Genomic DNA, 13,304 nt, shown 5'->3' with positions numbered 1-13,304 from the left:
AATTGTAAAATACTTACAGTAAAGATACATAAAAAAAGCCGATCACATTTGGATCGGCTTTTGAAATACTCAGATCAATTTGATCTTAAGCATTTTTATATTCGATTAAAATACGGAGCATACGGCGTAACGGTTCCGCTGCGCCCCAAAGAAGCTGGTCGCCTACTGTAAATGCGCCAAGATATTCTTTACCCATATTCAGTTTGCGCAGACGGCCTACTGGAACAGATAAAGTGCCGGTTACGGCAACTGGCGTCAGGTCAGTCATAGACGCTTCACGCGTATTTGGCACAACTTTAGACCAGTCATTTGCACTTGCGATGATATCTTCGATTTCATCCAATGGAACATCTTTACGAAGTTTCAAGGTTAATGCTTGAGAATGGCAGCGCATTGCGCCAATACGGACACAGTGGCCGTCAATTGGAACGATTTGCTGATTGCCCAAAATTTTATTTGTTTCAACTTGGCCTTTCCATTCTTCTTTCGATTGGCCGCTTTCCAGCTGCTTGTCGATATAAGGAATGAGAGAACCAGCTAGAGGCACACCGAAGTTTGCTGAAGGAAAGCCTTCGCCGCGCTGCAGCTGCGCAATTTTAGAGTCGATATCTAGAATTGGAGAACGCGGGTCGTCTAACAAATCTTTAGTGTTGTTGTACAGGTAGCCCATGCCGGTAATCAGTTCACGCATATTTTGCGCGCCTGCGCCAGAAGCCGCCTGATACGTCATAGACGTTGCCCATTCCACAAGATTATTTTGGAATAAGCCGCCTAAGCCCATCAGCATCAGCGAAACAGTACAGTTGCCGCCTACGAAAGTTTTCGTGCCTTGCGCTAGGCCATCTTTAATCACGTTCATGTTGACTGGATCAAGTACGATGATCGCTTCGTCATCCATGCGCAATGTAGATGCAGCATCAATCCAGTAGCCGCCCCAGTTTTCCGCTTTTAATTTAGGGAAAACTTCAGACGTATAGTCGCCGCCTTGACAGGTGATAATGACATCCATTTGCTTCAGACTGTTAATGTCTGATGCATCCATAAGTGCTGGGGCGGTTTTTCCGCCAAATGCAGGAGCTTCACCGCCTGCATTACTGGTAGAGAAGTAGAACGGCTCAAAATGAGCAAAATCATTCTCTTCAACCATACGTTGCATAAGGACAGAACCAACCATCCCGCGCCAACCGACCAGACCTACTTTCATGTCATTTTGCCTCGGTGCGTTAAAAATAAAAAGGGGGGCTTGAGTGTATCAAAAGGATACGCAACTGCAATAGCTGCATAATCAAAACATCGATTATATTGTGCAGTATATCTTGTTTATGTTACATGCAAAATTGATATAAATTTATGAATCAATATAAAAAATAGAATATAAAAGGAGGTGAAATGATCTGGATTGAAATATTGGCCTGTATCGTCATTTGGCTGTCCTTTTGGTCGTTGATTCCACGGGATGAATGGTGGTTCCGCGGTGCAGATTTCCCTCGGCTGCAAATTTTGGCGGTGGGGCTACTGGCCTTTGTCCTGATGATTGTTTGCGATGCGGCGTGGGACTTTGCTCGTGAGTTGATTTTAATTGGCTTAATTGGCGCATTGGCTTTTCAATTGAAAATGGTTTTGCCTTATACCTTTTTCTGGAAAAAGCAGGTGAAAAAAGTGCGAGCCTCACAACTGGATCCCGACAAACAAATTTCCTTAATAGTGTCTAATGTACTGACACCGAACACTCAATATCATTTACTTATTGAGCTTATTCAGAAACATCAGCCTGATTTAGTGCTGACGCTAGAAACAGATCAAACGTGGCAGAACGAACTTTCAGTGATCGAGCCAGACTATCCTTATCGTGTTCCTGTTCCATTAGATAATTTATATGGTATGCATCTATATAGTAGGTTGAAACTGACAGAAACCGAAGTGAAATTTATCTTAAGCGATGAAATCCCGTCGATACATACCCGTGTGACTTTGCCCTCAGGTAATCAAGTACAACTCTATTGTTTACATCCAAAACCCCCGAGCCCCACCGAGGCCAAAGACTCGACTTTACGGGATGCTGAGCTGTTGATTGTGGGGGATCAGATTAAAGATATAGATGAAAGCTGCATTGTGATGGGGGACTTAAATGATGTGGCATGGTCGAGAACCACGCGACTATTTCAGCGTATTAGCGGTTTACTTGACCCGCGTGTCGGGCGGCATTTTGTCAATACGTTTCATGCCGATTATCCTCTATTGCGCTGGTCTCTGGATCATGTTTTTCACAGTACCGATTTTGCCTTAGTACATATGGAACGTTTGCCACATATAGGGTCAGATCATTTTCCCGTATATGTGGTTTTACAGACAGGCCGAGTATTTGAGCAGATTCAGGAAGAACTGGAACAGACGGAGGAGGATGAACAAGAAGCGCAAGATGCGATTCAAGAAGGGATTGAACAGGCTGAAAAAGAAGAAAAAATAGTGACTGATGACATTGCCCGTGACTATAAAGAGGGCAGCAAAAGTCTTTAGCCTGTCTTGGTTTAAGAAAAAAGTGTAAGAAATGGCTTACACAGCTTTCGGCTTCTGACGAATGGTCAGTTTAATTATATTGACTTAATCTTTATTTATCGGCAAAGGGAGCGGGAATGGATAATCCCACAATATGGAATGCGGTGCCGATGGAGAGCCATCATGGATATGATGCAGGTAAGGAAAGCCAGAAAAAATTAAAATAACACACTTGTGAAAGCACGACCTCATTAACCCGAGTTTTGCAGGATGCAGAACTCGGGTTTTAATTTTTAAAATCTAAAAAAATATTAAATTCAAACGCCTATATTAAAAGGCGCGGCAGAATTGTAACTTGCCATACTGCTGCCGTTATTGCCATGTAAAATTGCGCCAACAACAAAAACATCAAAATGACAAAGAGAATGCTATGAATAGGCTGGATACAGGGCTGCAGACTTTACAGCAATGGACACACTTATCTTCAGATGCGCTGCTGATTTATTGCGGGCTGATTATTTTTTTCTTGGCAGCCTTATGCCATCAGCGGCAATTAAAATCTAAGTATGCAATTTGGGCTGTACTGGGGCTGGCTTTGGCTGCTGAATTATTTGGCGCGCGTCATGATATTTTAGACCGCGGCTATTGGCGTGTCGGTGAGAGTTTAAGGGATATTTTGTGCATGAGCCTGATGCCATTGCTGCTTTGGCTGGGAGCGCATTATCGTATTTGGCGGTATTGATCTGCTGTAACGGCAGAACTGCAGAAATCAAAAGCCTGCTTATAAGCAGGCTTTTGATTTTATTTATTTTGACAGGGCAACCTGCTTGTAAAGCTGCAGGGTCTGATCACACATATCTTTTAGGCTGAACTGCGTTACTGGCGCAACTGGCTGCGGATCATCAACCTGCTGCTGGATTGCCTGCAGCAAAGCGGCATGATCATCTGCAGCAATTAAACCTTGCGGATACAGACGCGATAAAATTTCTGCGACACCGCCGCGGTTCCAGCCCACAACTGGTGTGCCTAAGGATAGCGCTTCCAATGCTGTACGGCCGAAGGTTTCGGCCTGATTGGACAGTGACAGCGCGACATCGCAGAATGCCAGCCATTCGCGGATATCTGAGCGGTGGCCGACAAAAGTAATTTTGTCGGTTAGTCTTTTGCTGGCAATGCTTTTTTCCATTTCTTCTAAATAAGCCGCTTTTTTAGGATCTGCGCCGCCAACGATAACCGCATGTAGCTGCGGATATTGAGTGTGCAGCTGTTCAATCAATGCAATTAAAGTTTCATGGCCTTTTAAGCGTGTAATGCGGCCTGGCAGGCACAGCAGAAATTTATGTTCTAATTGCGGGAAGTCCTTATATGTATCCAGCAGCCATTTTGCAGATGGCTGGTAGCCGTGCGGAAATGCCTTTGGGTCAATGCCGCGGAAAATGCGTACGATGTCTTGCGGCGGGCAGTTTTTATAGTGGTCTGTAATATATTTGACCACACTGTCAGAAACCGCAATGACTTTCTCCGCTTGAGTCATAATTTGACTGTAGCGGTTAATGGAGTAGAAGCCATGCACTGTGCTGATCAGGTGCGGGCGTTTATGCGCAGGAATGCCTTTTAAGGCAAAATGAGTCAGCCAAGCTGGAACCCGTGAACGTACGTGCACAATGTCAGGCTGCTCAGTTTCAATCAGCTTACGCAGCGGGCGGATTTGCCGCAAGCTAGACAAGGCCTTTTTATGAATGGGCAGCGTGAGGTGAGTTGTACCTTCATTTTCCAGCTGATTGACTAAGCGCCCGCCATTTGAAACCACAACAGACTGATGGCCGTCAGCGACTAAGGCGCGGGCAATTTCTAATGTGCCGCGTTCAACACCGCCGCTGTTCAGTTCTGGTAAAAGCTGCATGACTTTCATAATCAGTCCCTATGGTTCAATTCGTGGCATTAATAGATCGTTTCGTAGCCTTGCGGGCGTGTTTTAAAGCGGCGGTGGAACCACATATATTGCGTCGGCGCAATGCGCAGCTGATTTTCAATGACTTTATTCGTTCGAACAGCATCTGCAAATTCATCTTCACTTGGAAAGTTGTCTAAAGCAGGTTCAATCAGTACATGATATTGAGGGTTGCTTATGTCGCCATCACGATAAAAATACAGGGGGACTGCTGCTGCTTTAGATATTTTTAATAAGCGGCGATGTGCGGTGACGGTAGCCGCAGGCGTACCAAAAAATGGCGCCATTACGCCTTGTTTTAAACCAAAATCTTGGTCTGGACTGTACCAAATGGCATGGCCGTTTTTTAAATTTCGGATCAGGCCGCGCATGTCATCATGGTCAATTTGGTTGGCATAGATGGTGGCACGACAACGCACAATCAACATATCCAATAGAGGATTATTTTGCGGACGGTAGACCACATCCGGTTCAAAAAATTGTGAACATAGATAGCCGCCGGCATCCAGCAGTGTGGAATGTGTGCCTAGCAGCAGCACCCCTTTACCCTCTGCCTGTGCATTTTGAATATGCTCAAGGCCTTCGATAGTCACGCGGTTTTTAAACCACTTTGGGCTGTACCATGCATTGAGGGTTTCAAATATGCCGATCATCTGGTCAACAAAAACTTGGCGCGCATTCTCCTGCAGTTGCTGTTCAGACCATTCGGGAAAACAGACCTCAAGATTGCGTAAGGTCGTTTTACGGCGTGATTTTAAATATTTAAAGGCGCTGTTGCCAATACTGGCAGCCAAGCGGTGCTGTACTGCCCACGGTAAAATTGCCAGAATCATCAGGAAAATAATCGCAATCCAAATACCCCAGAACTGAGGCAGCAGGAATGACCAGCGAAATTCACCGGGCTGATAATCTGTCTTTTGGCTCATAACAATAAATATAGGCTGAACAATCGGTTCAGTTTAGCATGAAGCTGAATTGAAAGAGAAAGTTCAAGCTGAGTGATATTGTGAATGCACAGATTTTTAACCTTTAACCAGTCCTCCGTCCACAATCAGATTTTGGCCTGTCACAGCCCGAGAGTAAGGAGATAAGAACATCATAATAGCGGATGCAAATTCTTCAGGCGTAGTCACGCGGCGCAGCGGTGTAGAAGATGCAATCAAGTCAAAGACAAAGTCAGGTGTGGCTTTGCTGGCATCTGTCTGCTGCAGCAGGCCGCCAGACAGCATATTGACGTTAATCCCAAATTCACCCAGTTCATGCGCCGCCGTGCGAGTAAAGGCCAACAGCGCTGCCTTCGCTGCAGTGTAGTCATGGTAAGGGACGACTGGATTTTGTACTAAGTTTGTTCCAATATTCACAATACGGCCAAAGCTGGCTTGTTTCATCTCTGCCAACGCGGCTTGTGTGGTATTGAGCGCAGCCAGCACTGCGCCGTCAAATTGACGCGTCATTATTGCCGTGTTCAGTTCTTCTATTTTAGGGCGCGCATCGCCATTAAATTCAAATTGAACCAATGCATTATTTACGACGGAAGTAATGGCAGAACCGAAGTGGGTTTTCGCTGCAATAAATAAAGCCTCGACTTGGGTTTTGTCGGTGATGTCGGCCTGATAGGCAAAAACCTGCTCTGGATAAGCTGAGGCCAGCTGTTCAGCCTGAGCTTTGCTGGTGTGATAATTCACAGCAACTTTTGCGCCTTCAGCAATTAATGCTTGGCTAATAGCAAGTCCTAAACCGCGCGCTCCGCCCGTGACAAGTACAATTTGATCGCGAATTTGCATATTTCTGTCCTATTGAGTGAATTGATGCACCATAGCAAGCATTCGGCTAAATGCCAAAGCCGTCTTTTTGAAAAGCGGCGCTGTATTCGGACCGTTTAATTTTTTACTCATAATGCAATAAAAAATGCCGCATGAAGCGGCATTTTTGAAGCTTGGATTATTTGGTCATATTTTCCAGCTCTTCCCAGCGTTCTAATTTTTCCATGAGCAGTTCATCAATTTCTGCAAGACGCGCAGATAGTTTCATCGCTTGATCATTATCAGATACAAACATTGAGCCATCGGCTAATGTAGCATTAATATCGGCTTGTTCTTTCTCTAAAGCCTCCATTTCTGCCGGCAGCTGTTCTAAAGCGCGCTGGTCTTTATAGCTCAGCTTTACTTTTTTCACAGGTGCAGCAGCAGCCTCAGCTTTTGCCGCTGCTTTTTTTACTGCGCTTTTTTGGTCGACTGCAGTCTGATCAGGACGCTGCTCAAGATAGTCTTGATAGCCGCCGATATATTCATCAATGGTGCCTTTGCCGTCAAAGACCCAAGTGGAAGTCACCACGTTGTCCATAAATGCACGGTCATGCGAAATCAGCAGTAAAGTGCCTTTGTAGCCGCCCAGCATTTCTTCCAGCAGCTCTAAAGTTACCATATCTAAGTCGTTAGTCGGTTCGTCCATCACGATTAAGTTAGACGGTTTCAGCAGAAGCTTCGCCAAAAGAATACGGTTGCGTTCACCGCCAGATAGCGCTTTTACAGGTGTGCGCGCACGTTCCGGAGAGAACAGGAAATCTTGCAGATAGCTGTAAATGTGGCGGCGGCTGCCGTTGACATCAACATGGTCAGAACCTTCAGACACGTTATCTTTTACAGATTTTTCAAGGTCTAAGGCATTGCGCAATTGGTCAAAATAAGCGACTTCAAGCTGTGTGCCTGTTTTTACTGTACCAGTATGTTCTTGCTCACCTAAAATGGCTTTAATCAGTGTGGTTTTACCTACACCGTTGTCACCGACGAGGCCAATACGGTCACCGCGCAGTACAAGCGCAGAGAAGTTGTTGATAATTGGCGCATTGTCGCCAAAAGTCACGCTTAAATTGTCAATTTCAAAGACAACTTTACCTGAACGCTGCGCGTCTTGTGTCGCCATGCTCACTTTGCCTTGCTGTGAGCGGCGGGCGCGTGATTCTTCACGTAAAGCTTTTAATGCGCGGACACGGCCTTCGTTACGTGTACGGCGGGCTTTAATGCCTTGGCGAATCCAAACTTCTTCTTCAGCCAGTTTTTTATCAAACAGCGCGTTTTGTTTTTCTTCTGCTTCCATTTGCTGCGCTTTTAAGTCGAGGTAACGTGAATAGTTGCCTTCATAGCTGCGCAAAATACCGCGGTCAAGTTCAACAATACGCGTTGCAATGCTGTCGACAAATGAACGGTCATGCGAAATAAACAGTAAGGTTAAATTATTTTGATCCAATAGGAACTTTTCCAGCCATTCAATACTTTCAACGTCCAAATGGTTGGTCGGTTCGTCCAAAAGCAGTACATCAGGCTGTGTTAAAAGCGCACGTGCTAAAAGTACACGGCGTTTACGTCCACCCGAAAGGTCAGCAAGGTCAGCATCTGGGTCTAGGCCCATTTTGCTTAAAATAGAGTTGACCTTGGTTTCCAAAGCCCAGCCATCCAGCTGATCCATTTTATGCTGCAGGTTGCCCATGCGGTCACATGCGTCCATGTCGCCCAGCACACAAGCTTCACTCGCTTCGTGGTAAGCGCGCAGCACTTCAGCAGCTTCGCCAGCGCCATCAGCAACAATATCCGCGACTTTGCCAGAGTCCATCGGCACATCTTGCGCCAGCATAGAAATGGTAATGCCGTTTTGCAAAGAAACTTCGCCGCCATCCGGTAATAAGCTTCCCTCAATCAGTTTAAGTAAAGTAGACTTACCTTCACCATTACGGCCGATTAAACACACCCGTTCGCCGCGTTCTAAACTGAAGTTCGCGCCGTCGAGCAGGGCAGGTCCGCCAAACGCAAGTTGGACATCCCTTAAAGTAATATAGGCCATAATGTTTCCTGAAAAATCCTACATGAGGAGTGTAAAGTGACTAAACAACAAAATTTTGATGAGCAGGCGTCATTTTCCGCACCCATTGAAGATTTGCAAGTCCGAATTGCATTTTTAGATGATTTAGTTGATCAGCTGAATGAGCAGGTGACTAAACAAAATATGGAAATAGCGGACTTAAAAAAGCAAATGCAGATTTTATATCAGCGTGTGGAGTCGTCAGATTTATCTGAAGGCATTGCAGCTTTCGACCCAATGACGAACCGCCCGCCGCATTATTAATTGCGGCATATGTATTGCTGATGTGAAGTATGCAGGATTATGCCGCGTATTGCATCTTTACAGGTCTGGGCAGCGGGAATGATGCATGAAGGCTGCATCTCACATGATGTTTTACAATTCATGGCCTTAAGTTCTTGACCTTTATAATCTATCCCGCTGTAATGCAGCACTGAATAAAATTGCTGCAAGATTTTTCTGATTATGACTTCCAAAGCTGTGCTGCTCGATCTTGAAAATAATATGCCGACTGCCAGTCTGCTGCGAAATATTGTGGAGCATTTTCCTGTTTTATATTTATTTAACAGCACAGGCCAGTTTGAATATTCATTAGAAGATTTAACTGAATTTGCAAGCTGGGTCAGCAGCGGGCAAGTGGTTATTTTAGATACGCCAGAAACGTCGCAAAAAGAGTTTGAGTATGCTGTGATCGTCGGTCAGCTGATTGCTTTGCTTGAGCCTGACTCGCATGTTGAAATTATTTCTGCGATGGACAGCAGCGAGATGCTGCAGGAGCTGATGCAAAGCTCAAATATTTCATGCAATCTGATTCAAATTCAAGCAGAGCCAGAAACTGCGTCTAAGCATGAATTGCCAAGCGCGAGTACGATTCAAGCCAAACCGCAGCTGCAGCTGGTCAAAAAATACTGCGATGCTTTAGGCAAGATGAGCGGAAAGCCGCATACCGTGGAAGCGCTTCGCCGTTCGGTGGAAAATATATTGCAGCTGGTGCCTTCAAAAGCCCAGCAAGTGGTTGGCATGCTGATCAACCTAAAAATTGTCAAACGCTATGATGATCAGATTAATATCCGTAAAAAAGTGCTGGCAAAATGGCTGAAGCTGGATTTAGACAAAGCTGCCGCTGAACTGCCGAAAAGTATGGCGGATGCTGTACAGCAGCTGGATCGCCCTGAAACTGTGCAGAAGGAAGACGTGCAGGTTTTGCCGGCAGCAGCGCATGAACTGTATAAAGATTTTGCTCAAGTTGACCCAGTGCAGCTGGAAGTGATCAAAAAGCTGAATGCCTTAAATGCCCAAAAGCCAAAAGATATTTATGAACTGCGGGATGTGCTGGTGCAAATGTTCCCAAAATCAGATGTGCGTATGCTGTTAAAAGAGCTGATGGATAAGGGCTATATTTATTGGAATAGCCATGAAGTCGTATACAGTCATGAAATGTTTCTCAATTAATGAAAGCAATATTCACATATTTAAGGCGATAGAAATATCGTCTTTTTTATGGGCTATCAACAGCCGGCATAATATTTAAAGTTGCAGTGCAGGCTCAGCTTGGCTAAAAAATAGGGGGCTGAGCTGCTTGAGGCTATGCCGTGCAAAATCATTCAGCAGCGGCAGTGATTTGTTGTAATCGCCTAAATGCAGTTCTGAAAGCAGCCATTTAGTTTCGGCATTTTGTCGAAAATGAATAAATAAGCAAAGCATTAATTATTTTGATCTTGCCTTTTATATTGCGCTTATGCAACTCTAATAAAGGAAAGAAAAGGTTGTACTATGGAAAATACTGGTCTTTGGGTTGCTGTTGTTATTGTCGTATTTGTTTTAGGCTCTATTTTTGGCCTGCGTGTCAGCCCCCGTGAAAAAGCATTGGGTGAAATGCGTGACAAAGCGAGAAAAATTGGACTGCATCCTCGACTTGTAGCTGCGCCGGATTGGACTAAAATTCCAAAAGCATCAGAAAACCGCGCCAGCATGGTGGCTTATTACAGTATTTTAATTCCAGAAGCGCGTCTCCCATTAATGCGTGCGCTGGTGGCTGATCAAAAACTTCAACTCGTTTATGGCGATGACAAGTTTAACAATCTGCCGATTGATTTAAAGGGCATTTATGCTATTGATATGCAAGCCAACTGTGTAGGAATCTACTGGAACGAAGAGTCTGACCTGCGTGCGGCTCAATTGGACGCAATCAAAGCGCAACTGCATTCTTTGGCTGAAATTTAAATTTATAAAACAGGATTAACGGTTAATTATGGCGAACGCTCCTCGGTCCACATCAAAAAGCAGCACAGCAAAGACTTCCGAAGCTGGAAAAAAGCGTGCCTTAGTGATTGTGGAGTCGCCTGCAAAAGCGAAAACAATCAATAAATATCTGGGCTCTGACTACATCGTAAAGTCATCAGTTGGCCATGTCCGTGATTTGCCTACAGGCGGCGCTGCTAAAACAGCAGAAAAGAAACCGGCAGCGCGTACCAAATTGACCGATGCGCAAAAAGCGGAAAAAGCGCAAACGGCGTTGATCAACCGCATGGGTATAGATCCTGAGCACGACTGGAAAGCGCATTATGAAGTGCTTCCAGGCAAAGAACATGTTGTTGCTGAACTGAAAAAGCTTGCTTCGCAGGTTGACGAGGTATATCTCGCAACGGACTTGGACCGTGAAGGGGAAGCGATTGCTTGGCACTTAAAAGAAGTGATCGGCGGTGATGACTCACGTTACCAGCGTGTAGTGTTTAACGAAATTACTAAAAATGCGATTCAGGAAGCGTTTAAGCAGCCAGCGCGTCTAGACATCGACAAAGTAAATGCACAGCAAGCGCGCCGTTTCTTAGACCGTGTTGTGGGCTTTATGATTTCGCCATTGCTGTGGGAAAAAATTGCCCGCGGTTTATCGGCAGGCCGCGTACAGTCAGTGGCTGTAAAACTGGTGGTGGAACGTGAGCGTGAAATCCGCGCGTTTATTCCAGAAGAATACTGGCAGGTTTTTGCAGATACGAAATCGAAGAAAGACGACATCCGTCTAGAAGCGGTGAAGCAAAACGGCAAAACATTAAAACTGCACAATAAAGCCGAAACAGATGCTTTATTGAACTTGATTAAAGATGCAGAGTACAAAGTATCTGTACGTGAAGATAAGCCGACTAAGGTCAATCCGAGCGCGCCGTATATCACGTCTACGCTGCAGCAGGCTGCGAGCACGCGTTTAGGCTTCTCTGTGAAGAAAACCATGACCATGGCGCAGCGCTTGTACGAAGCAGGTTTCATTACTTACATGCGTACAGACTCAACATTCTTAAGTGATGACGCCGTAAATATGGTGCGCACACATATTGAATCTGAGTTCGGTACAAAATACCTGCCTGCGAAACCAAATAAATACGGCAACAAAGCGGGCGCGCAAGAAGCCCATGAAGCAATTCGTCCATCGAATGTCGCTTTAAAAGGCGATAGCCTGATTGGTGTAGACCGTGATGCGCAGCGTTTATATGACTTAATTTGGCGTCAGTTCGTGGCCTGCCAAATGACGCCAGCAGAATATTTATCATCGACTATTTTGGTTGATGCCAATGGTGTAGAGCTGAAAGCTAAAGGCCGTACATTGGTATTTGACGGTTTTACCAAAGTGCGCGGTCAAAATAAATCAGATGACGATGTATTGCTTCCAGCAGTGAAAGTAGGTGAAGTGCTTAAGCTTGAAAAGCTTGATCCTTCACAGCACTTTACGAAGCCGCCAGCGCGTTTTACCGAAGCATCTTTGGTGAAAGAATTAGAGAAAAAAGGTATTGGCCGTCCTTCGACCTATGCGGCCATTATCTCGACGATCCAAGACCGCGGTTATGTAAAAATTGACAACCGCCGCCTGTTCGCAGAGAAAATGGGCGAGATTGTGACAGACCGTTTGGATGAAAATTTCAACAACCTGATGAACTATGCTTTTACCGCAGATTTAGAAAGTCAGCTGGATAAAGTGGCAGATGGTGAGCGTAACTGGAAAGAGCTGCTGAATAATTTCTACGGCGATTTCAAAAAACGCTTAAGCACGGCACAGGGCGAAAATGGCATGCGCCGCAACCTGCCTGTGGAAGTTGCTGCGGTGCACTGTAAAGAATGCGAACGCCCGATGCAGATCCGTACGGGGACAACAGGTGTATTCTTGGGCTGTTCAGGCTATAACTTGCCGCCTAAAGAACGCTGCAAAGGCACATTGAATTTAACGCCAGTGGAATCATTGGCTGCGCTGTCTGATGATGATGCCGCTGAAACAGCTGATTTGATGTCGAAAAAACGCTGTCCAATTTGTGAAACCGCTATGGACAGCTATGTGATTGATGGCGGCCGTAAACTGCATATCTGCGGCAACAACCCTGACTGTAATGGTTTTGAGCTGGAAGAGGGTGAGTTCAAAATTAAGGGTTATGATGGCCCGACCATTCCATGTGATAAGTGTGAAGGCGAAATGCAGCTGAAGACTGGCCGTTTTGGTCCATACTTTGCCTGCACCAGCTGCGATAATACCCGTAAAGTATTAAAAAGCGGTCAGCCTGCGCCGCCGCGTGTAGATCCGATTAAAATGGAACATATCCGTTCGGCGAAGCATGATGATTTCTTTGTGCTTCGTGACGGCGCTGCGGGCTTATTCTTGGCTGCCAGCAAGTTTCCGAAAATCCGTGAAACACGTGCGCCTAAAGTAGCTGAATTGCGTTCGGTTGCAGATCAGATTGACCCGAAATATCAGTTTATTTTGCAAGCGCCGGATACAGACCCTGAAGGCAATCCAACGCTGGTGAAGTTCAGCCGTAAGAACCAAGCACAATATATTGGTTCTGAAAATGCAGAAGGCAAACAGACCAAATGGTCTTTGGTGTACCAAGATGGCAAATGGGTTGAAGCTTAAAATTTAAGATGTGAAAAATGCTGGCGATTGCCGGCATTTTTTATATGATGGAAAATTTTGAATATTTCTAAGGCAATACGTATATGGCCCTAATTCATTCGATCATCG

General features: G+C 45.3%; 12 protein-coding genes. 6 read left to right on the top strand and 6 right to left on the bottom strand.

Going from position 1 to position 13,304, the window contains the following annotated elements:
* Nucleotides 1-85: 85 nt before the first annotated feature.
* Nucleotides 86-1,204, bottom strand: a complete 1,119-nt coding sequence (asd, locus tag D7V32_RS07580; RefSeq protein ID WP_120402281.1) for an aspartate-semialdehyde dehydrogenase — start codon at nucleotides 1,202-1,204, stop codon at nucleotides 86-88.
* 185 nt (nucleotides 1,205-1,389) lie between these two features.
* Between asd and D7V32_RS07575 the strand changes: the two genes are divergently transcribed.
* Complete coding sequence (locus tag D7V32_RS07575; RefSeq protein WP_120402280.1) at nucleotides 1,390-2,517, top strand: endonuclease/exonuclease/phosphatase family protein; 1,128 nt, start codon at nucleotides 1,390-1,392, stop codon at nucleotides 2,515-2,517.
* Between the two features lie 409 nt (nucleotides 2,518-2,926).
* Complete coding sequence (locus tag D7V32_RS07570; protein ID WP_120402301.1) at nucleotides 2,927-3,238, top strand: hypothetical protein; 312 nt, start codon at nucleotides 2,927-2,929, stop codon at nucleotides 3,236-3,238.
* A 63-nt stretch (nucleotides 3,239-3,301) separates the two neighbouring features.
* Here D7V32_RS07570 and D7V32_RS07565 read toward each other — a convergent pair whose 3' ends face one another.
* The 4 genes from D7V32_RS07565 to D7V32_RS07550 all read right to left on the bottom strand — a co-directional run bounded on the left by D7V32_RS07565 (nucleotide 3,302) and on the right by D7V32_RS07550 (nucleotide 8,284).
* The gene (locus D7V32_RS07565) at nucleotides 3,302-4,408 is read right to left on the bottom strand and encodes a glycosyltransferase family 4 protein (protein WP_120402279.1); all 1,107 of its coding nucleotides are present in this window, start codon (nucleotides 4,406-4,408) and stop codon (nucleotides 3,302-3,304) included.
* A gap of 29 nt (nucleotides 4,409-4,437) precedes the next feature.
* Nucleotides 4,438-5,373, bottom strand: coding sequence for an LpxL/LpxP family acyltransferase (locus tag D7V32_RS07560; RefSeq protein ID WP_120402278.1), 936 nt, complete (start codon nucleotides 5,371-5,373; stop codon nucleotides 4,438-4,440).
* A 96-nt stretch (nucleotides 5,374-5,469) separates the two neighbouring features.
* Nucleotides 5,470-6,231 carry a 3-oxoacyl-ACP reductase gene (locus D7V32_RS07555; protein WP_120402277.1) on the bottom strand — a complete coding sequence of 254 codons (762 nt, stop codon included), beginning with the start codon at nucleotides 6,229-6,231 and terminating at the stop codon, nucleotides 5,470-5,472.
* 157 nt (nucleotides 6,232-6,388) lie between these two features.
* Nucleotides 6,389-8,284, bottom strand: coding sequence for an ATP-binding cassette domain-containing protein (locus D7V32_RS07550; RefSeq protein WP_120402276.1), 1,896 nt, complete (start codon nucleotides 8,282-8,284; stop codon nucleotides 6,389-6,391).
* Between the two features lie 36 nt (nucleotides 8,285-8,320).
* Here D7V32_RS07550 and D7V32_RS07545 point away from each other — a divergent pair, with 36 nt between their 5' ends.
* Nucleotides 8,321-8,566 carry a SlyX family protein gene (locus D7V32_RS07545; protein ID WP_120402275.1) on the top strand — a complete coding sequence of 82 codons (246 nt, stop codon included), beginning with the start codon at nucleotides 8,321-8,323 and terminating at the stop codon, nucleotides 8,564-8,566.
* 201 nt (nucleotides 8,567-8,767) lie between these two features.
* Complete coding sequence (locus D7V32_RS07540) at nucleotides 8,768-9,754, top strand: hypothetical protein (protein WP_120402274.1); 987 nt, start codon at nucleotides 8,768-8,770, stop codon at nucleotides 9,752-9,754.
* A 75-nt stretch (nucleotides 9,755-9,829) separates the two neighbouring features.
* Here the strand turns inward: D7V32_RS07540 and D7V32_RS17255 are convergent, their stop codons facing one another.
* Nucleotides 9,830-10,006: a hypothetical protein gene (locus tag D7V32_RS17255; RefSeq protein ID WP_171407604.1), complete on the bottom strand. Its 177-nt coding sequence runs from the start codon at nucleotides 10,004-10,006 to the stop codon at nucleotides 9,830-9,832.
* Between the two features lie 69 nt (nucleotides 10,007-10,075).
* Between D7V32_RS17255 and D7V32_RS07535 the strand changes: the two genes are divergently transcribed.
* Entirely contained in the window at nucleotides 10,076-10,525 is a 450-nt protein-coding gene (locus tag D7V32_RS07535) for an ammonium transporter (RefSeq protein ID WP_120402273.1), read from the top strand.
* 28 nt (nucleotides 10,526-10,553) lie between these two features.
* The gene (gene topA / locus D7V32_RS07530; protein ID WP_120402272.1) at nucleotides 10,554-13,196 is read left to right on the top strand and encodes a type I DNA topoisomerase; all 2,643 of its coding nucleotides are present in this window, start codon (nucleotides 10,554-10,556) and stop codon (nucleotides 13,194-13,196) included.
* Nucleotides 13,197-13,304 lie beyond the last annotated feature (108 nt).

Origin of the sequence: Acinetobacter tianfuensis (genome assembly GCF_003611465.1) — a bacterium.
GTDB lineage: Bacteria > Pseudomonadota > Gammaproteobacteria > Pseudomonadales > Moraxellaceae > Acinetobacter > Acinetobacter tianfuensis.
The sequence above is the reverse complement of the archived record's forward strand: the minus strand, read 5'-3'. Positions and strand labels throughout refer to the sequence as shown.

Bases quoted from the DNA above. Each gene is read 5' to 3' on its own strand.
- asd (WP_120402281.1), bottom strand. From the start codon at position 1,204: ATGAAAGTAGGTCTGGTCGGTTGGCGCGGGATGGTTGGTTCTGTCCTT.
- D7V32_RS07575 (WP_120402280.1), top strand. From the start codon at position 1,390: ATGATCTGGATTGAAATATTGGCCTGTATCGTCATTTGGCTGTCCTTT.
- D7V32_RS07570 (WP_120402301.1), top strand. From the start codon at position 2,927: ATGAATAGGCTGGATACAGGGCTGCAGACTTTACAGCAATGGACACAC.
- D7V32_RS07565 (WP_120402279.1), bottom strand. From the start codon at position 4,408: ATGAAAGTCATGCAGCTTTTACCAGAACTGAACAGCGGCGGTGTTGAA.
- D7V32_RS07560 (WP_120402278.1), bottom strand. From the start codon at position 5,373: ATGAGCCAAAAGACAGATTATCAGCCCGGTGAATTTCGCTGGTCATTC.
- D7V32_RS07555 (WP_120402277.1), bottom strand. From the start codon at position 6,231: ATGCAAATTCGCGATCAAATTGTACTTGTCACGGGCGGAGCGCGCGGT.
- D7V32_RS07550 (WP_120402276.1), bottom strand. From the start codon at position 8,284: ATGGCCTATATTACTTTAAGGGATGTCCAACTTGCGTTTGGCGGACCT.
- D7V32_RS07540 (WP_120402274.1), top strand. From the start codon at position 8,768: ATGACTTCCAAAGCTGTGCTGCTCGATCTTGAAAATAATATGCCGACT.
- D7V32_RS17255 (WP_171407604.1), bottom strand. From the start codon at position 10,006: ATGCTTTGCTTATTTATTCATTTTCGACAAAATGCCGAAACTAAATGG.
- D7V32_RS07535 (WP_120402273.1), top strand. From the start codon at position 10,076: ATGGAAAATACTGGTCTTTGGGTTGCTGTTGTTATTGTCGTATTTGTT.
- topA (WP_120402272.1), top strand. From the start codon at position 10,554: ATGGCGAACGCTCCTCGGTCCACATCAAAAAGCAGCACAGCAAAGACT.